General features: G+C 61.2%; 14 protein-coding genes. 10 read left to right on the top strand and 4 right to left on the bottom strand.

Annotated features, from left to right (window positions below):
• Nucleotides 1-7: 7 nt before the first annotated feature.
• Nucleotides 8-613, bottom strand: coding sequence for a TetR/AcrR family transcriptional regulator (locus ACM530_RS00925; protein ID WP_145165015.1), 606 nt, complete (start codon nt 611-613; stop codon nt 8-10).
• Between the two features lie 241 nt (nt 614-854).
• Between ACM530_RS00925 and ACM530_RS00920 the strand changes: the two genes are divergently transcribed.
• The 6 genes from ACM530_RS00920 (at nt 855) to ACM530_RS00895 (ending at nt 11,601) form a co-directional block, all read left to right on the top strand.
• Entirely contained in the window at nt 855-1,982 is a 1,128-nt protein-coding gene (locus tag ACM530_RS00920) for an efflux RND transporter periplasmic adaptor subunit (RefSeq protein WP_145165013.1), read from the top strand.
• A gap of 13 nt (nt 1,983-1,995) precedes the next feature.
• Nucleotides 1,996-5,058, top strand: a complete 3,063-nt coding sequence (locus tag ACM530_RS00915) for an efflux RND transporter permease subunit (RefSeq protein WP_416364074.1) — start codon at nt 1,996-1,998, stop codon at nt 5,056-5,058.
• 4 nt (nt 5,059-5,062) lie between these two features.
• On the top strand, nt 5,063-8,188 hold the full coding sequence (locus tag ACM530_RS00910; RefSeq protein WP_416364073.1) for an efflux RND transporter permease subunit: 3,126 nt from the start codon (nt 5,063-5,065) through the stop codon (nt 8,186-8,188).
• Nucleotides 8,185-9,594 carry an efflux transporter outer membrane subunit gene (locus ACM530_RS00905; protein WP_416364072.1) on the top strand — a complete coding sequence of 470 codons (1,410 nt, stop codon included), beginning with the start codon at nt 8,185-8,187 and terminating at the stop codon, nt 9,592-9,594. Before ACM530_RS00910 ends, ACM530_RS00905 begins: the two co-directional genes overlap by 4 nt.
• Before the next feature lie 582 nt (nt 9,595-10,176).
• Nucleotides 10,177-11,082 (top strand): DUF808 domain-containing protein, encoded by a 906-nt coding sequence (locus ACM530_RS00900; protein WP_416364071.1) that lies wholly within the window; start codon nt 10,177-10,179, stop codon nt 11,080-11,082.
• A gap of 147 nt (nt 11,083-11,229) precedes the next feature.
• On the top strand, nt 11,230-11,601 hold the full coding sequence (locus ACM530_RS00895) for a DUF805 domain-containing protein (RefSeq protein WP_353188882.1): 372 nt from the start codon (nt 11,230-11,232) through the stop codon (nt 11,599-11,601).
• 64 nt (nt 11,602-11,665) lie between these two features.
• Here the strand turns inward: ACM530_RS00895 and ACM530_RS00890 are convergent, their stop codons facing one another.
• Complete coding sequence (locus tag ACM530_RS00890; protein ID WP_145164999.1) at nt 11,666-12,454, bottom strand: VacJ family lipoprotein; 789 nt, start codon at nt 12,452-12,454, stop codon at nt 11,666-11,668.
• A complete protein-coding gene (locus ACM530_RS00885) occupies nt 12,447-13,745 on the bottom strand; it encodes a serine/threonine protein kinase (protein ID WP_106576749.1) in 1,299 nt (432 codons plus the stop codon). The genes ACM530_RS00890 and ACM530_RS00885 overlap by 8 nt, the downstream gene beginning before the upstream one ends.
• Nucleotides 13,746-13,980: 235 nt before the next feature.
• On the opposite strand from ACM530_RS00885, the gene ACM530_RS00880 reads away from it, so the two are divergent.
• Nucleotides 13,981-14,349: a hypothetical protein gene (locus ACM530_RS00880; protein WP_106576748.1), complete on the top strand. Its 369-nt coding sequence runs from the start codon at nt 13,981-13,983 to the stop codon at nt 14,347-14,349.
• A gap of 90 nt (nt 14,350-14,439) precedes the next feature.
• On the opposite strand, the gene ACM530_RS00875 is transcribed toward ACM530_RS00880, so the two are convergent.
• Nucleotides 14,440-15,993: a glycosyl hydrolase family 17 protein gene (locus ACM530_RS00875; RefSeq protein WP_416364070.1), complete on the bottom strand. Its 1,554-nt coding sequence runs from the start codon at nt 15,991-15,993 to the stop codon at nt 14,440-14,442.
• Between the two features lie 331 nt (nt 15,994-16,324).
• Between ACM530_RS00875 and ACM530_RS00870 the strand changes: the two genes are divergently transcribed.
• The 3 genes from ACM530_RS00870 to ACM530_RS00860 all read left to right on the top strand — a co-directional run bounded on the left by ACM530_RS00870 (nt 16,325) and on the right by ACM530_RS00860 (nt 19,429).
• A complete protein-coding gene (locus ACM530_RS00870) occupies nt 16,325-17,176 on the top strand; it encodes a glycine betaine ABC transporter substrate-binding protein (protein WP_145164995.1) in 852 nt (283 codons plus the stop codon).
• Between the two features lie 286 nt (nt 17,177-17,462).
• Complete coding sequence (locus ACM530_RS00865; RefSeq protein ID WP_106576745.1) at nt 17,463-17,774, top strand: DUF485 domain-containing protein; 312 nt, start codon at nt 17,463-17,465, stop codon at nt 17,772-17,774.
• Nucleotides 17,771-19,429 (top strand): cation acetate symporter, encoded by a 1,659-nt coding sequence (locus ACM530_RS00860; protein ID WP_145164993.1) that lies wholly within the window; start codon nt 17,771-17,773, stop codon nt 19,427-19,429. Before ACM530_RS00865 ends, ACM530_RS00860 begins: the two co-directional genes overlap by 4 nt.
• Nucleotides 19,430-19,502: the final 73 nt, after the last annotated feature.

The raw sequence follows: 19,502 nt of genomic DNA, 5'->3' as shown, positions 1-19,502 counted from the left end.
CGGTCTCTCAGTCCGGCTCACACCCCTTAAGCACCAACCGAATAATTGTCTGCGCCGCCGCTTCATAATCGGCCTCATCCAGCTTGGCCTTGCCGGTCACGGCCGATATCTGCCAATCAAAGTCGGCATAGGTCTGCGTCGCCGCCCAGATGCTGAACATCAGGTGATGGGGGTCAATGGCGGCGATCAGGCCGCGATCCACCCAGCTCTGGATGCAGTCGATGTTGTGCTTGGCCTGGGCGTTCAGTTGCTCGACCTGCTGGCTGCTCAGGTGCGGTGCGCCGTGCATGATTTCGCTGGCGAATACCTTGGAGGCGAACGGCAGGTCGCGGGAGATGCGGATCTTGGAGCGGATGTAATTGCTCAGCACCACCGCGGGCTCGCCGTCTGGATTGAACGGCGTGGACGCGGCCAGGATCGGCTCGATAATGCTTTCGAGCACCTCGCGGTAGAGGTTGTCCTTGGACTTGAAGTAGTAATAGACGTTGGGCTTGGGCAGCCCGGCCTTGGCGGCGATGTCGCTGGTTTTGGTCGCGGCGAAGCCCTTGTCGGCAAACTCCTCGCTGGCCGCCCGCAGGATCATTTCTTTATTGCGCTCGCGAATGGTGCTCATAAACCAGGATTTTCCTTGCCAGGACAGGCGGTCGAGCATGGTAGCACCGGCTTGACGCAGCGCTCAAGAATGCCGGCGCAGCCCTTGTACGCCGGGCGTTGCAGCTGACTTTGTCTGTCTTGATGCTGAACGTATTCACGGTAGTACAGGCACAGGCTGGCCGCGCTGCTAGAGTTCAGAGCAAGGACGCGGCCATCTGGGCCGGCGTTCAGTCCTGTAGTCGGCGTTCGAGTGAGAAACCGTGGAGAAAAGCAGACGACGTACGTTCGCTTGGGTGGTTGGCGCGTTATTGGTGGTGGCGTTGTTGATTGGCCTGGGCATGCATTTGTTTGGCGGCGCTCATAAAGGCAAGCCCGTGTCCCCCGGCGAACCGGTAGCAGCAGTGCCGGTGGCCTTGCAGGATGTGCCGGTGTACATCGACGCCCTCGGCACCGTCACACCCACCCGCAGTGTCACGGTGGTGACCCAGGTCGATGGCATCCTCAGCAGCGTGGAATTCAAGGAAGGCCAGCACGTCAGCAAAGGCCAGGTCATCGCCCGCATCGACGACCGCGCGCTCAAGGCGCAGCTGGCCGTGGCCAAGGGCACCCTGGCGCATGACCAGGCGGTGTTGAGCAATGCCCAGCGCGACCTGGCCCGTTACCGCGACCTGGTCAAAGCCGGCTCCACCAGCCAGCAAACCCTCGATACCCAGGCCTCGCTGGTGCAGCAACAACAAGGCACTGTGGCCGCCGACCAAGGCAACGTACAAAACCTCGACGTGCAATTGAGCTACTGCACCATCACCTCGCCGGTGGATGGCGTGGTCGGTCTGCGCCTGGTCGATCCCGGCAACTACGTGACCACCGCCAGCACCACCGGCATCGTGGTCATCACCCAGATGAACCCGGCCACCGTGGTGTTCGCCGTGCCCGAAGATGACCTGGGCGCCATCAACCAGGCTCTGGCGCGCGGCAGCGTCACGGTGCTGGCCTACGACCGCAACAAGCAATCGTTGCTCGCCACCGGCAGCCTGCTGGCGCTGGATAACCAGGTGGACACCAGCACCGGCACGATCAAGGTCAAGGCGCAGTTCGATGACTCGGGCAATGCGCTGTTTCCCAATCAGTTCGTCAACGCCCGGCTCAAGGCCGACACCTTGAGCCAGATCGCCGTGGTCCCGACCCGTGCGATCCAGCACGGCAGCAAGGGCGACTTCGTGTTTGTGGTCAACGGCAACAAGGCCAGCCTGCGCACGATCAAGACCGGCCCGTCCACCGGCGATGTCTCGGCGGTGCTCGACAATGGCGTCAAGGCCGGTGAGCAGGTGATCACCGAAGGCGCCGACAAGCTCGATGACGGCTCGGCGGTGAAGGTCGTCGCCCAGTGAGGAGCCGCCGAGCATGAATATTTCGCGGCCCTTTATCGAACGCCCGGTGGCCACCACGCTGATGATGGTCGCGGTGTTGCTGCTCGGCCTGTTGGGTTACCACTTGCTGTCGGTGTCGGCGCTGCCGGAGGTGGATTACCCGACCATCCAGGTGTTCACCCAATACCCCGGTGCCAGCCCGGACGTGGTCAGCTCGTCGATTACCGCGCCGCTGGAGCGCCAGCTCGGCGAAATGCCGGGGCTCAAGTCGATGAACTCGACCAGCTCGGACGGCGCTTCGGTGGTGACCCTGCAATTCGATTTGTCGCTGTCGCTGGACGTGGCCGAACAGGAAGTGCAGGCGGCGATCAACGCGGCGGGCACTTTCCTGCCGGCCAACCTGCCGTACCCGCCGGTGTACAGCAAGGTCAACCCGGCGGATGCGCCGGTGCTGACCCTGTCGTTGACCTCCGACGTGTTGCCGCTGACCAAGGTCGAAGACCTGGCCGACACGCGCCTGGCACAGAAAATCTCGCAGATCACCGGCGTCGGCCTGGTCACCATCAGTGGCGGCCAGCGCCCGGCGGTGCGGGTCGAGGCCAACACCTCGGCGCTGAACAGCCTCGGCCTGTCCCTGGATGACCTGCGCACCTCGCTCGGTACGGCCAACGTCAACCAGGCCAAGGGCAATATCGATGGCAAGTTCCAGGCCTATTCCATTGGCGCCAACGACCAACTGCAGTCGGCCGAGGAATACCGCGACCTGGTGATTGCCTACAAAAATGGCGCGCCGATTCGCCTGTCGCAGATCGCCAGTTCCACCCAGGGCGCGGAAAACCCTCGCCAGGCGGCGTGGACCAATGACACGCCATCCATCGTGCTGAATATCCAGCGCCAGCCCGGCGCCAACGTGATCGAAGTGGTCGACCGTGTGCAGCAGCTGCTGCCCAAGCTGCGCGCCAGCCTGCCGGGCACCTTGAAGGTCGCGGTGCTCACCGACCGCACCCAGACCATCCGCGCTTCGGTCACCGATGTGCAGTACGAGCTGGGGCTGGCGATTTTGCTGGTGGTGATCGTGATCTTCATCTTCCTGCGCAATATCCCGGCCACGATCATTCCGGCCGTGACCATCCCGCTGACGCTGATCGGCACCCTGGCGGTGGCCTACGCGCTGGGCTTTTCGCTGAACAACCTGACGTTGATGGCATTGACCATCGCCATCGGTTTTGTGGTCGATGACGCCATCGTCATGATCGAAAACATCACGCGCTACCTGGAGGCCGGCGACACGCCGTTGCAAGCGGCGCTCAAGGGCGCGGAGCAGATCGGTTTTACCATTATCTCGCTGTCCATCGCGCTGATTGCGGTGATGATCCCGCTGCTGTTCATGGGCGATGTGGTCGGGCGGTTGTTCCGCGAATTCGCCATGACCGTGGCGGTGACCATCGTGATTTCGGCGGTGATTTCACTGACGCTGACGCCCATGATGTGCGCGCGCATGCTCAAGTCCAAGCATGAAGAGCGCCGCCCGGACTTCTTCGACCGCATCAACAACCACTATGTACGCGGCCTGGATTGGGTGTTGGCGCACCGCACCTTGACGCTGATCTCGGTGGTGCTCACCGCCGCGCTGACCTTGTTCACCTTGGTGATCATGCCCAAGGGCTTTTTTCCCGATCAGGACACCGGCCTGATCCAGGGCATTTCCCAGGCCTCGCCGACCATCTCGTTCCAGCAGATGCAGGTTGAACAGCAACGCCTGGCCGCACGTATCCTCAAGGACCCGGCGGTGCAAAGCCTGTCGTCGTTCGTTGGTATCGACCAGACCAACCCGACCATCAACCAGGGCAATTTGCTGATCAACCTTAAGGCGCGTGGCGAGCGAGACAGCGCCACCGAAGTGATCCGCCGTTTGGCCGATGCCAACGCCGACGACGCCGGCATCCGCCTCTACCTGCACTCGGTGCAGGACCTGACCCTGGACGCCACGGTGTCCACCACCAGTTACCGCCTGGGCCTGCAAGCCACCGACCCGGATGAGCTGGAGCAGTGGACCACCAAGTTGCTCGCCGCGATCAAGCAAGACCCGATGTTCACCGACGTGCAAAGCCAGGCCATGCAGTTCGGCAACCAGATCAAGCTGACCTTCGACCGCGCCACCGCCTCGCGCCTGGGGATTACCCCGCAGGCCATCGACGATGTGCTGTACGACGCGTTCGGCCAGCGCCAGGTCTCGACCATTTACACCCAGCTCAACCAGTACCACGTGGTGATCGCCACCGACCACCCGCCGCGCAATTTGCCGGATTTGCTCACCGGTTTGTACGTGGACATTCCCGGCGGCGGCGTGGCGCCGCTGTCGAGCATGGCGACCCTGGAAGTGGTGCGCTCGCCGGTCACCATCAACCGCCTGGGGCAGTTTCCCTATGCGGACGTGTCGTTCAACCTGGCCCCCGGGCAGACGCTGGGCGCGGCGGTGACGCGCTTGCAGGACATTGAAGCCAAGGTCGGCCTGCCGCTGTCGGTGCAGGCCAACCTCGAAGGCGCGGCGGCGACGTTCCAGGCGTCGCTGTCCAACCAGGTGTTCCTGGTGCTGGCGGCGATTGTGGTGGTGTACCTGATGCTGGGGATTTTGTACGAGAGCTTCGTGCACCCGGTGACGATCCTGTCGACGCTGCTCTCGGCGGCCCTCGGCGCCTTGCTGGCGCTGCTGGTGACGGGCACGCAGTTCGACATCATCGGCTTGATCGGCATTGTGTTACTGATCGGCATCGTCATGAAAAACGGCATCATGATGGTCGACTTCGCCCTGGAGCTTTTACGTGAAGGCGGCTTGAGCCCGGTGCAAGCGATTCGCCAGGCGGCGGAGCTGCGCTTTCGGCCGATTCTGATGACCAGCATGGCCTCGCTGTTCGGTGCAGTGCCGTTGGCGCTGGGCACCGGCATTGGCTCGGAGCTGCGCCACCCGCTGGGCATTGCGATTATCGGCGGGTTGCTGCTCAGCCAGTTGCTCACGCTGTTTTCCACGCCGGTGATCTTCCTCGCCATGCACGGCCTGGGCGAACGCTTCAGCCGTCGCTCGGCGGCGGTGGAATGATGCGATGAACCTCAGCGCGCCGTTTATTCATCGCCCGATTGCCACCACGCTGCTGGCGGCCGGGCTGGCCTTGTTTGGCGTGTTGGCGTTCAACCTGTTGCCGGTGGCGCCGCTGCCGGAAGTGGACTTCCCGACCATCAGCGTCAGCGCCTCGTTGCCCGGCGCCGACCCGACCACTGTCGCAAGTTCTGTGGCGACGCCGCTGGAGCGCCAGTTCGGGCAGATCGCCGGGGTCACGCAAATGACCTCCGCCAGCAGCCTCGGCTCCACGCGCATCACTATGCAGTTCGACCTGAGCCGTGACATCGACGGCGCGGCGCGGGATGTGCAGGCGGCGATCAACGCCGCGCGCAGCAACTTGCCCAGCGACTTGTCCGGCAACCCGACCTACCGCAAGGTCAACCCGGCCGACTCGCCGATCCTGATCATCAGCCTGACCTCCGACAGCGCCACGCCGGGGCAGATGTACGACGCGGCCTCGACGGTGCTCGAACAGCGCCTGTTGCAGACCACTGGCGTCGGCGACGTGACGGTGGGCGGCGGTGCATTGCCGGCGGTGCGCATCGAGCTGAACCCGGACCGGCTGAACAGGTACGGCGTCAGCCTGGAGCAGGTGCGTCAGGTCATCGGAGCGTCCAACGCCAACTTGCCCAAGGGCAATGTGGCGGTGGGCGATCGCTCGTATGGCATCGGCGCCAACGACCAGTTGCTCGACAGCAATGATTACGGGCCGCTGGTGGTCAAGGCCAGTAACGGCGACCTGATCCACATTGCCGACCTCGGCTACGTGCGCGAAGACGTGCAGGACCTGCGCAACTTCGGCCTGTCCAACGGCAAGCCGGCAGTGTTGCTGGTGGTGTTCAAGCAGCCGGGCGCCAATGTGATCGACACGGTGGACGCGGTGAAAGCGTCGCTGCCGTTTTTGCAAAGCTCGATCCCGGCGTCGATCAAGCTCAACCTGTTGATGGACCGCACCACCACTATTCGCGCGTCGTTGCATGACGTGGAAGTGACTTTGCTGGCCTCGATCCTGCTGGTGACGCTGGTGACCTTCGGCTTCTTCCGCGACTGGCGCAGCACTCTGGTGCCGGCCGTGGTGGTGCCGTTGTCGTTGCTTGGCACCTTTGGCGCGATGTACTTCCTCGGCTACAGCCTGAATAACCTGTCGTTGATGGCGCTGACCATTTCCACCGGCTTTGTGGTCGACGATGCGATCGTGGTGGTGGAAAACATCATGCGTCACCTGGAGCGCGGCAAGACGCGGGTGGAGGCCGCGCTGGCCGGGGCGCAGGAAGTCGGTTTTACGGTGCTGACCATCAGCGTGTCGCTGGTGGCGGTGTTTATTCCGTTGCTGCTGATGGGCGGGATTGTCGGGCGGCTGTTTCGCGAGTTCTCCGTGTCGCTGTCGGTGGCCATCGTCATCTCGATGGTGATTTCGCTGACGGTGACGCCGATGCTCGCCAGCGTGCTGCTGCGCGCGCCCAAGGAAATCCGCGAAGGCAACGAGCACCCGGATTCACGCTTTCACCGCTTCTACGACCGCACGCTGGGCTGGGTGATCGAGCACTCGATCCTGATGGGCGTGGTGACGGTGCTGGTGATCGTGCTCGCGGGCGTGCTGTACGTGCTGGTGCCCAAGGGCTTCTTTCCCCAGGAAGACACCGGCCGCCTGCAGGGCAGCATCATCGCGGCGCAGAGTATTTCCTACGGGGCGATGCAAAAGGACTTCACCCAGATCAACCATAAGGTCATGCAAAACCCCAATGTGGAAACTGCTGCCGGGTTTGTCGGCGGCGGTGGCGGTGGCGGCGGGGCGGTCAACAGTGCGCAGCTGTTTGTGCTGCTCAAGCCGATTGATCAGCGCAAGGACAGTGCCGTCGATGTGATCGGCCAGATCCGCCGCAGCCTCGGCGATCTGCCTGGCACCAAGCTGTTTTTGCAGGCCGCCCAGGACATCACCGTGGGCGGCCGACAAAGCGGCGCGCAGTACCAATACACGCTGACTGCCGACGACCAGCAATCCCTGGATGAATGGGTGCCCAAGGTGGTGGAAGTGCTGCACACGTTGCCGCAACTCACCGACTTGAACACTGACCAGCAAGACAACAGTCTATTGGCCAATGTGAGCATCAACCGCGACACCGCCGCGCGGCTCGGCGTGGGCATGTCGGCGGTGGACCAGACGCTGTACGACGCGTTCGGCCAGCGTCAGGTCTCGACCCTTTACCGCGCCGCCAACCAGTACCACGTGGTGATGGAAATCGCCCCGCAGTACTGGACCGACCCTCAAGCGCTCAAGGGGATTTACGTGCCGGCCGGCAACACCGCAGTGGCGGCCAAAGGCACCACCGCCGCGCCGAACCTGACCGCGCCCACGACGTTGGTGCCGCTGTCTGCGCTGGCCGATAACAGCATCTCGCGCACGGCGATTTCGATCAGCCACCAAGGCACTTTTCCGGCCGTGACCGTCTCGTTCAACCTCGCCCCCGGCACCTCGATCGGCCAGGCCACCGCGCTGGTGGAGGACGCGGTGAAACAGTTGCGCATGCCGGCCAGCGTCACCGGCCAGTTTGCCGGCACGGCCCAGGTGTTCCAGTCGTCGGTGGCCAGCGAGCCGCTGCTGATCGTCGCCGCATTGCTCTCGGTGTACATCGTGTTGGGCATTCTGTATGAAAACCTGATGCACCCGCTGACTATCCTTTCCACCTTGCCCTCGGCGGGCGTCGGCGCGTTGATCGCCTTGCTGCTGACCGGCACCGAGCTGTCGATCATCGCGCTGGTGGGCGTGATCCTGTTGATCGGCATCGTGAAGAAGAACGCAATCATGATGATCGACTTCGCGATCACCGAACGGCGGGAGTTCGGCCTCACGGCCAAGGAAGCGATCCGGCGCGCCTGCCTGATCCGCTTCCGGCCGATCATGATGACAACGCTGGCGGCGATTCTCGGCGCGCTGCCGCTGGTGCTCGGCTCAGGTTATGGCTCGGAACTGCGCCGGCCGTTGGGGATTTCGATTATTGGTGGGCTGTTGTTCAGCCAGGTGCTGACGCTCTACACCACTCCGGTGATTTACCTCTGGCTCGACCGGGCGTCTCAGCGCCTGGGGCGGCACAAGGAAGCAAGGTCATGAAACTCAGATATAGCGTGCTGTTGGCCAGCCTGGTGCTGGGGGGCTGCATGGTCGGGCCGGACTACCAGAAGCCGGCGATGGAACTGCCGCAGTCGTTCAAGGAGGGCGCGCAGTGGCAGCGCGCGGTCTCCAACCCCCAAGGGGCGTTGGACAGCCAGTGGTGGCTGGCCTATCAGGACCCGGTGCTCAATGACTTGGTGGCGCGTTCGGCCAAGGCCAACCAGTCGATCATTGCGGCTGAGGCGGCGTATCGGTTGGCCCAGGCGCAGGTGGCATCGAGCCGCGCCGGGCTGTGGCCGACGGTGGGCGTGGGCTTGTCCGGGTCGCGCGGCGAGGGCGGTGACGGCAGCACGTCCAGCACCACCACCGCATCGACCGGGGTGAAGAACAGTGTCAGCGCCACATTGACCGCAAGCTGGGAGCCGGATTTGTGGGGGGAAGTGCGCCGGGGCATCGAATCGAGCCAGGCCACAGCCCAGCAATCGGATGCGCTGCTGGCCGGTGTGCGGTTGTCGATCAGTTCCAGCGTGGCGAGCAATTACCTGGCGTTGCGGCAGATGGATATCGATGTGCGCCTGTTGCAACAGCAGCAGACCATCAATCAGCAATTGCTCGACATGATCCAGGCGCAGTTCACGCAGGGCGTGGCCACTAATGACCAGTTGCTGGTGGCTCAGGATCAATTGACCACCTCGATAGCCGGCTTGCAGACCTCGCTGCGTGATCGCGAGCAGTACGAGCATGCCTTGGCGGTGCTGGTGGGCGTGGCGCCGAGTGAGTTCAGCATTGCGCCACGGACTGATTTTGCATTCGTGGTGCCACGGCCACCGTTGACCTTGGCCTCGACTTTGTTGCAACGCCGGCCTGATGTGGTTGCGGCCGAGCGCTCGGCGGCGGCGGCGAATGCCAAAATCGGCGTGGCTGAGGCGGCGTTCTTTCCCACGCTGGACCTGACTGCTCAGCTGGGGTATCGCGGCAGTGCCTTGGGTGGGTTGTTCTCCCTGCCCAATCGCATCTGGACGTTGGGCCCGGCGTTGGCGGAGACGATTTTTGATGGCGGCGCGCGGGAGGCGGCGGTCAAGCAGGCTGAGGCGAGTTATGACCAGATTGCAGCGAATTACCGGGGCACGGTGTTGAGTGCCTTGCAGAATGTCGAGGACAATTTGTCGGCGATCAATCATCTGCAAACTCAGGCGGATGCCTTCCAGCAGGTGTACCAGCGCAATCAGCAGTTGTTCGGCAGTCAGCAAGCGCAGTTGCGTGCGGGCACTGTCAGTCGGGAGACGGTGTTGACCCAACAACTGGTGTTGCTGCAAGCGGAGCAGAATTTGCGCGATACGCAGGGGCAGTTGAGCCAGGGCAGTGTGGCGCTGATCCAGAGCCTGGGCGGTGGTTGGCAGCACTGACACACTGGTGCCCCACTGTGGGAGCTGGCTTGCCTGCGATAGCGACCTCCGAGCTGCCCATTATCTTGCTGACCTAGCACATTCCAATTGTGGGAGCGGGCTTGCTCGCGAAGGCGGCGTGCCGGTTGGCTGGGATGTCTAGTCGGAGTACATATCCATTCCTTTGGTAACGGCCACTTGGGGTTCCGCTCTTACAGCGGCTCACTTTTTGAAGGACCGGAATGCCGGCCCAGCAAAAAGTAAGCAAAAAGTCCTCGCCCCACCACTCGGCACCTCGCTCACGCTTCGGTGTGCCCGAACGAAGGCTTGAATCCGTGGGCCGCCGCGATGGGCCATCCATGGCCCAGCGCGGCTAACCCGGCGTCCTGCCGGGTTGCCCACGGATTCAAGCCTGCGTTCGGCCAGCGTGGTTGACGGGGCGACTCAGATCAAAAGCAAAAGCAGAGCAAAAGCAAAAGCAGAGCAAAAGCAAAAGCAGAGCAAAAGCCAGATCAACAGCAATCCTTCACGCAGCGGAAACCTATATTCCCTCACGGTCGCCGCGTTATATTCGCGGCACTTTACTTACAGGATGACCGCGTCATGGCAGGAAGCAGCTTACTGGTACTGATCGACGACATCGCCGCCGTCCTCGACGATGTGGCGTTGATGACCAAAATGGCCGCCAAGAAGACTGCCGGGGTGCTCGGCGATGACTTGGCGTTGAATGCCCAGCAGGTTTCCGGGGTGCGGGCCGAGCGGGAGATCCCGGTGGTGTGGGCGGTGGCCAAGGGCTCGTTTCTCAATAAGTTGATTCTGGTGCCTGCGGCGCTGCTAATCAGCGCGTTTGCGCCGTGGGCGGTCACGCCGTTGTTGATGCTGGGCGGGGCTTATCTGTGTTTCGAGGGCTTTGAAAAGCTCGCGCATAGCTTCATACACAAGCGCACTGAGGAACAGGCGCATTTGGTCGAAGCAGTGGCGGACCCGGCGACTGACTTGGTTGCGTTTGAGAAGGACAAGATCAAGGCCGCGATCCGTACCGACTTCATTCTGTCGGCGGAAATCATCGCCATCACCCTCGGCACGGTCGCCGATGCGCCGTTGATGCAGCAAGTGATCGTGCTGTCGGGCATCGCCATTGTCATGACCATCGGCGTTTACGGCCTGGTCGCCGGTATCGTCAAGCTCGATGACCTCGGCCTGTGGCTGACCCAAAAGCCCGGCCAGGCCGCGCGCAGCATCGGCGGGGCGATTCTGCGCGCCGCGCCTTACATGATGAAAAGCCTGTCGGTGATCGGCACGGCAGCGATGTTCATGGTCGGCGGCGGGATTCTCACCCACGGCGTGCCGGTGGTGCATCACTGGATTGAGACGGCGAGCCAGAGCGTCGGCGCCATGGCGTGGCTGATGCCGACGCTGCTCAATGCGGTGGCCGGGATTATTGCGGGGGCGGTAGCGTTGGTGGTGGTTCAAATCTTCGAGAAAATTTGGCACGCAGTAAGACATTGACAGGTGTTTGCCAGGGCGTGTGAGTCAGTCTGGTCGCAGCGCTTTAGGCTTTTCCCTACAGAGGACCAATTCAATCCTTCCTAAGATCTGCGGCTCTGTTTGGCCTATCCAGGCGTTTTACAGAGTCTGTTAATCAGGGAGTTTTAAATGAATTGGTATCTGGACGCACTGAAGAAATCATTTGTATTCGAGGGGCGGTCGAGCAGGAGAGCTTTCTGGTATTTTCAGTTGGTTGATAAGGTAATTGAAGGGGCATACATAGCTATTTGCTGGTGGTTTTTTGAAGATTGGATAAAAACTACCTTGGGTATTGGCTTGGGTTATTTGCTGCTGACGCTGCCTGCCAGGGTCACTCTGTTATGCCGAAGGCTCACCGATAACGGCATCAGCCAGGTCAACTCGTTCTGGACGTTGTTGCCTTTTGTCGGGTCGCTCTTCTGGGTTGGTTTTGGGTTATGGCCGGGCGCTAAAGAACAATCTGCCAGTCGCTCTGTGGATACGTCACGTACTGCTGAGTGATGTTGGAGCACAAACAAAAAAGCCACTCATTCAGGTGAGTGGCTTTTTCGTATCTGCAGGGCGTTTACTCGGCAATCTGCAACTTGCGCGATTCGGTGTAGATGTAGCGCACCTTTTCATACTCGAACGGCGAGTTCATCTGACCGTAGCGGAAGCTGGTCTGATAGCGTTTGTCGACGGCGCGCAGGGCCCAGATTTCCGGGTGGTTTTCGCTGACCTTGGACACGTTGAGGAAGTTGATCTCGGTTTCCGCGCCGTAGTCGACGATCAAGCCGGTGGTGTCGCGCAGGTTCGACGGGCCGAAGATCGGCAGCACCAGGTAGGCGCCGCCGGGCACGCCGTAGAAGCCCAAGGTTTGACCGAAGTCTTCGCTCTGGCGCGGCAGGCCCATGGCGGTGGCCGGGTCCCACAGGCCGGCGACGCCAATGGTGGTGTTGAGCAGCAGGCGCCCGGTGGTTTCCAGGGAACGATGGCCCTTGAGCTGCAGCAGGCTGTTCAACAGGTTGGGCACATCGCCCAGGTTGTTGAAGAAGTTGCTCACGCCGGTGCGCAGGAAGCTCGGGGTGACATAGCGGTAGCCGTCAACCACCGGCAGGAACACCCACTGGTCGAAGCGATAGTTGAAGTGGTACACGCGGCGGTTCCACGACTCCAGCGGGTCATACACGTTGAGCGCGGTCAGCGATGAACGCTCGAACTCGCGCTGGTCCAGGCCCGGGTTGAACTTGAGCTTGGTCAGCGGCTCCTTGAAGCCATCGGCGTCGACCTTGACCGGTTCATGCGCCTTGCTGTTGTCGGCATTGGCGACGCCCGCGCACATCAGGGCGGCGAGCAGCAGAAGATATTTAGCCACGGAAGAACTCCAGCATGGCGTCGGCGTTGACGCGGTAATTGAGGTTGCCGCAGTGGCCGCCCAGAGGGTAGACGGTCAAGCGATCGCCGAAGGTTTTACGCAGGAAACCGAGGTCACCAGGGCCGAGGATCACGTCGTCGGCGTTGTGCATCACCGCGATTTTCGGGCTGCTGTGCAGGTAGTCCTTGAGCGCGTACAGGCTCACCTGGTCAACCAGTTGCAGCAGGCTGCCGCCGTCGGAACGCGCGCGCCACATGGGGATCACTTGTTCGGTGAGGTAGCAGTCGAAGTCGCATTGCAGCGCACGCTTGAGGAACGGCGTGAGGCTGGTGCCTTCGGTGATCGGGTACTTAGGCGGAATGATCAGACCGCGGCGGTTGATCAGGTCCGAGGTAAAGGCAATGTCGGCCGCCGAGAAGCGGAACGAGGTGCCGATCAGCATCGCCATTTGTTCGTTGGTCAGGTGCTGCTTGGAGTTCTGGAAGTCGTAGAGCAGGGCGTCATTGAGGTCGATGTAGCCCTTTTGTTGGAAGTAGCGCGTCAGCTTGCTCAGCACCAGCTCATAGAAGGTGGTGGTGTTATTGATGCCTTTGACCTCGGTCTGTACCAGCTTGTCGAGGTTGGTGATCGAGGTGTAGAGGTTGACCGGCGGGTTGAGCAGCAGCACCTTTTTGAAGTTGAAGCTGCGACGGGTCTCGTCGAGCTTGCTGACAAACGCCGCATCCAGGGCACCCAGGCTGTAGCCGGTGAGGTAGAAGTCGGTCACCGGCAGCGAGGCGTTCTGCGCGCGCACGGCTTGCATCACGCGGTACATGTCCTCGGCGTCTTCCTGGGTGATCCCCGGGGTGGCGAAGCGCGAGGCGGCGCTGATGAAATCGAAGCTGGTTGGCGACGACAGCTGCACCACGTGGTAGCCGGCCTGGTAATAGAGTTTTTTCAGGTATTCGTTGATGCTGCTGTCAAACCGCGCGCCGGTGCCTGCGATCAGGAAGATCAGCGGCGCGGCGTGGTCTTGTTTGGCGATGCGATAGGTGAGTTTCTTCACCGCCCAGAAGTTGTCCGGCAGGCTGAACTCGCGCTCGGGGCGCATGTTCAGCGTGTAGTCGGACTGGTTGATCTCGTCGTCGGTCGGCAATTTAGGCCGAAGGTCAGGCGGGGTGGTCGCAATGGTCGCTTCGAACGGGTTGGTCAAAGGGTAGCCATAGCTGGCTTGGTCGATGTCGACGGCCAGTGCTGACGCACTCAAAAATAGGCTGCCCAGCAAGGCAGCACAGCGCAAGGAACGGAGCATGACTTAATCCCTAAGAGGAAACGTGCTGAATGAAGTTCGCAGGCTATGACCACCGCGTCGCCACCGAAGTGCCAGCTCTCGGCACTAAAAGTCGGAAAAAAGCCACGGAATCGGGGTAATAGTAGCCAGAAGATACACTTTGCGAGGCATGGATGAATACTTATCTGTGCACACCGCTTGCTAACGGCCGCCGTGGGATTAAGCTGAGCGCCGTTTTTGTCTATCGGAGTGCCCCATGTCCCGTCGTTTGCCGCTGATCCTGCTGCTTATTGCCTTGCCTTTATGGCTGGCCGCCAGTTATGGCGCACGTTACGGTTTTATGGAGGATGGCCAGTGGGTTGGCATCTGCGCCGATGAGGCCAGCCGCTGGGAATGCCAGTTGCGTTCGAACCTGGGGTTGATGATTCACTTCAAGGTCTTGGGCTGGGCGGCGTTGGTTACATCGGTGCTGGGATTTTTTGTGCCGGGCCGTGCCGGATGGGGCCTGGCCGTGTTGGGGATGGTGTTCGGCTTGCCGGCGCTGGCGTTGTACAACACCACGTTTGCGGTGTTTGCGGTGGTGATTGCAGGGTTGCGGTTGGTCAGGAAGCCGCGGGCTGCCTGACAGGGTCTCGTCGCGAGCAAGCCCGCTCCCACATTTTGACCGCGTGAATCCGGCCTTAATGTGGGAGCGGGCTTGCCTGCGATGGCGGTCTTAGGCCTTGCGCACGCGCAAGCAACGCCACAAGGCTACAACCATCAGCACACTCACGATTGCCCAACCCCACGCCTGCTGGTTCTGCAACCCTTCGCGATACAGCTGTGGCGCAATGCCTGCGCCGATGATGAAGGCCAGCAGCGCAATCTCCCGACGCGGGCCGGTTACCGGGCGAACCAGGTAAACCAGCGCCGGCAACACCAGCGCCGCACTCGGGAAGCTGCGATAACGCGGGTCAAACACCAGCGCGAGCATCATTACCGCACCGGCAAACCCGGCGATTGCCACCAGCCAGCCCGCGCGTTGCTCCAGCCAGTGAAAGGCCCGCTCACGCCAACCGTCGCGCGCGCTCAGGGCCAGGGCGGCGTGGGCCAGCACCAGCAGGTTCAACACCACCAGCAAGCTTGCCCACACCCATTCATCGTTGAAGCGCGCGGTAACGCGGTTCAGCTCGGCCCAGGTGCCGATGGAACAGGCCGCCACGGCACCGAGAAATGGCAGCATGAGTGCTGCGCGCGTGCTGCGAACGCGCCCGCCAAGTACCAAAGTGCCCAGCAGGATAATTCCGCCCACGCTCAGCCACAGCGGCCAGTACGGCACATTGCTGACCGGCCCGGCGAGGATGCCCTTGTCCTGGCGATCAGCATCAAACAGCCCCCAGTAACCCCCAACCGCGCCTTCGCTGGCGCGTTTCCATGGCTGGTCAAAAGCTTCGATCAGGTTGTAATGCCAGCCATTGGCCTCGGCCATGGCCACAAAGCCGCGCATGAACTTGGCCTCATTGACCCGGCTCGGCACGGCGGTTTCGCGTTGGCGGCCTTCGCTGGGCCAGCCGGTCTCGCCGATCAGCACATCCTTGGGAGCGAACGTGTTGCCGAAAGTCTGACGTACATCACCCACGTGCTTGAGCGCCTGGTCGATGCCCGACGGGTCATCTTCCCAGTACGGCAGCAGGTGAATGGTCAGGAAGTCCACCGCCGGAGCGATTTCCGGGTGCTTGAGCCAGAACTCCCACACGTCGGCATAAGTCACCGGCTGCTTGATCTGGCTTTTGACCTTATGGATCAGCGTCACCAACTGCTTGGCGGTGACTTCCTTGCGCAGCAGCGCTTCGTTGCCGACGATCACCGAGGTGACCACGTCCGGGTTGGCGTTGGCCGCAGCGATCAACTCGGCGACTTCTTTTTCGGTGGCAACCGGGTCACTGCTGACCCAGGCGCCGGCCATCAACTTCAACCCATGCTTGCGCGCCAGGTCCGGCAAGGCTTCCAGGCCGGTCATGGAGTAGGTGCGAATGCATTCAAAGCGGGTGGCCAGCAGGGCCAGGTCGGCGTCCATGCGCTCGGGGCGCAGCTTGAAGGGCTGGTCGAACGGCGACTGGTCCTTGTCGAACGGCGTGTACGAGGCGCATTGCATTTTGTGGCTGGCGCTGGCCACGTCCGGCAACACCACGGGCCGGCCGAGGCCGTACCAATAGCCGACAAGGGCAAGTACGCCGAGGATCAGGGCGAAAATATAGGGCAGGGCAGGGAAGCGGGCAGTCGCGGGCATGGTCGGCTTATCTGGGGAGCAAAGGCGCGCATCTTACCCGGATTTAGCCCTTCCCAGTGGGGCCGCATAATTTAGACATGCAAAGTTCGGGCGGGATTTTGCTGCGATGTCCTACAAAACGTCCTGCTGGCGATGTGATGTCGTTTCTTGCTTACCTGAGGTCGCAGTCAGAGCAGGTCCAAGGTCCCGGCAGGTTGATGATCGAAGTGTCAGCACTCCACTGATGTCTGGGCCGCCGGATCGATGCGCGTGAAGGGGGCGCGGTGCACCACATAACAACAGGTTGACGTCGCTCGGCATCCGCCGGGCGCAGCACTTTCGGGGAAGTACTATGAAGATGCGACGACTCTTGGGCGCAGCTGCCACTCTGGTAGTTGCGATGAGCTCCACACTGGCCAGCGCCGACAGCAAAACCCTGAGCATCGGTTACGTAGATGGCTGGTCTGACAGCGTTGCCACCACCCACGTGGCGGCAGAGGTGATCAAGGAAAAGCTCGGTTATGACGTGAAACTGCAGGCCGTCGCTACCGGGATCATGTGGCAGGGCGTGGCCACCGGCAAGCTCGACGCCATGCTCTCCGCCTGGCTGCCCGTGACCCATGGTGAGTACTGGGCCAAGAACAAGGACAAGGTGGTCGACTACGGCCCCAACTTCAAGGATGCAAAAATTGGCCTGATCGTGCCGGAGTACGTCAAGGCCAAATCGATTGAAGACCTCAAGACCGACACCACCTTCAAGAACAAGATTGTCGGCATCGACGCCGGTTCAGGCGTGATGCTCAAGACCGACGAAGCGATCAAGGCCTATGGCCTGGACTACAAGCTGCAAGCCAGCTCGGGCGCCGCGATGATCGCCGAACTGACCCGTGCCGAAGACAAACAGGAGTCCATTGCGGTCACCGGTTGGGTGCCACACTGGATGTTCGCCAAGTGGAAACTGCGTTTCCTGGACGATCCAAAAGGAATTTATGGGGCTGCTGAAACCGTCAACAGCATCGGCAGCAAGGGCCTGGAGAAGAAAGCGCCGGAAGTCGCGGCCTTTTTGAAGAAATTCCAGTGGGCCTCCAAGGACGAAATCGGCGAAGTCATGCTCGCAATCCAGGAAGGCGCCAAACCTGATGCCGCGGCCAAGGATTGGGTCGCCAAACACCCTGAGCGTGTGGCCGAGTGGACTGCCAAATAAAGCACTAACTCTTTAGAAGCCCCACCACAAACCCAATGTGGGAGCGGGCTTGCCCGCGAAGGCGGTGTGTCAGTCAGCCCATGTATTGACTGATGCACCGCCTTCGCGAGCAAGCCCGCTCCCACATTTTTTTGCCTGCATTCAGGCTGTTGTTTATTTGTTGGCTTAAAAACTTGCGAAGTTGCTATCTCGTTCTACTACTAAGGTCGTCTGGAACCTGTTCCGCAGCCGCATACAGTGGATATGTTCCAAAATAATAAAAAGCTGTGCTGCGAGGATAAAAACAATGAACGACAGCATTTACCTCTCGATTCAAAACAGCCCGCGTTTCAAGGAGCTGGTGAGAAAAAGGGAAAGGTTCGCCTGGATTCTCTCGGCGATCATGCTAGGGCTTTACTCCGCTTTCATCCTGTTGATTGCCTACGGGCCACAAGTGCTGGGCGCCAAGCTCAGCCCCGGTTCCTCGATTACCTGGGGAATCCCGATCGGGGTCGGGCTGATTGTGTCGGCCTTCATTCTTACCGGCATCTACGTACGACGCGCCAACGGCGAATTCGACGACCTGAACAATGCGATTCTCAAGGAGGCTGCGCAATGATCCGGCGTCTATTGGCTGTATGTGGCGCTTCGATCTTCGCGCCCGCCGTTTGGGCGGCGGATGCCTTGACCGGTGAAGTGCACAAGCAACCGCTGAATATCGCCGCGATCCTGATGTTCGTGGCGTTTGTCGGTGCAACCCTGTGCATCACCTACTGGGCGTCCAAGCGCAACAAATCGGCGGCTGACTACTATGCGGCCGGCGGCAAGATTACCGGCTTCCAGAACGGCCTGGCGATTGCTGGCGACTATATGTCGGCGGCGTCTTTCCTGGGTATTTCCGCGCTGGTGTTCACCTCCGGTTACGACGGCCTGATCTATTCGATCGGCTTCCTGGTGGGTTGGCCGATCATCCTGTTCCTGATCGCCGAGCGCCTGCGTAACCTGGGCAAGTACACCTTTGCCGACGTGGCGTCCTATCGCCTCGGGCAAACCCAGATCCGCAGCCTGTCGGCCTGTGGCTCGCTGGTGGTGGTGGCGTTCTACCTGATCGCGCAGATGGTCGGCGCGGGCAAGCTGATCCAACTGCTGTTCGGCCTGGATTACCACGTTGCGGTGATTCTGGTGGGTATCCTGATGTGCCTGTATGTGTTGTTCGGCGGCATGCTGGCGACCACCTGGGTACAGATCATCAAGGCTGTGCTGTTGCTGTCCGGTGCCTCGTTCATGGCGCTGATGGTGATGAAGCACGTCAACTTTGACTTCAACACGCTGTTTGCCGAGGCGATCAAGGTTCACCCTAAAGGTGAAGCGATCATGAGCCCGGGCGGCCTGGTGAAAGACCCGATCTCGGCGTTCTCCCTGGGACTGGCGCTGATGTTCGGTACTGCTGGCCTGCCGCACATCCTGATGCGCTTCTTCACCGTAAGCGACGCCAAGGAAGCGCGTAAGAGCGTGCTGTATGCCACCGGTTTCATCGGTTACTTCTACATCCTGACCTTTATCATCGGTTTTGGCGCGATCCTGCTGGTCAGCACCAACCCGGCGTTCAAGGATGCGGCAGGCGCCTTGCTCGGCGGCAACAACATGGCGGCGGTGCACCTGGCCAACGCGGTGGGCGGCAGTATTTTCCTGGGCTTCATCTCGGCCGTGGCGTTTGCCACCATTCTGGCAGTGGTTGCCGGCCTGACCCTGGCGGGTGCTTCGGCGGTGTCCCATGACCTGTATGCCAGCGTGATCAAGAAAGGCAAGGCCAACGAGAAGGATGAGATTCGCGTGTCGAAGATCACCACCATCGCCCTGGCGGTGCTGGCAATCGGCTTGGGTATCCTGTTCGAAAGCCAGAACATTGCGTTCATGGTCGGCCTGGCGTTCTCCATTGCCGCCAGCTGTAACTTCCCGGTGCTGCTGCTTTCCATGTACTGGAAAAACCTCACCACCCGTGGCGCGATGATTGGCGGCTGGCTGGGCTTGATCAGTGCCGTTGGCCTGATGATCCTCGGCCCGACCATCTGGGTGTCGATCCTGCACCACGAGAAAGCCATCTTCCCGTACGAATACCCGGCGCTGTTCTCGATGATCATTGCGTTCATCGGTATCTGGTTCTTCTCCATCACCGACAAGTCGGCGGCGGCAGAGAAAGAGCGTGCGCTGTACTTCCCGCAGTTTGTGCGTTCACAAACGGGCCTGGGGGCGAGTGGGGCGGTTAACCACTAAGTGTCGTAACGGTTACAAAAAAAGCCCCGGTCGCGAGATCGGGGCTTTTTTTTGCATTTATTGGTCACGGATA

Source organism: Pseudomonas sp. NFX183, from assembly GCF_047943075.1.
Taxonomy (GTDB): domain Bacteria; phylum Pseudomonadota; class Gammaproteobacteria; order Pseudomonadales; family Pseudomonadaceae; genus Aquipseudomonas.
This window is presented reverse-complemented; position numbering and strand designations above follow the sequence as displayed.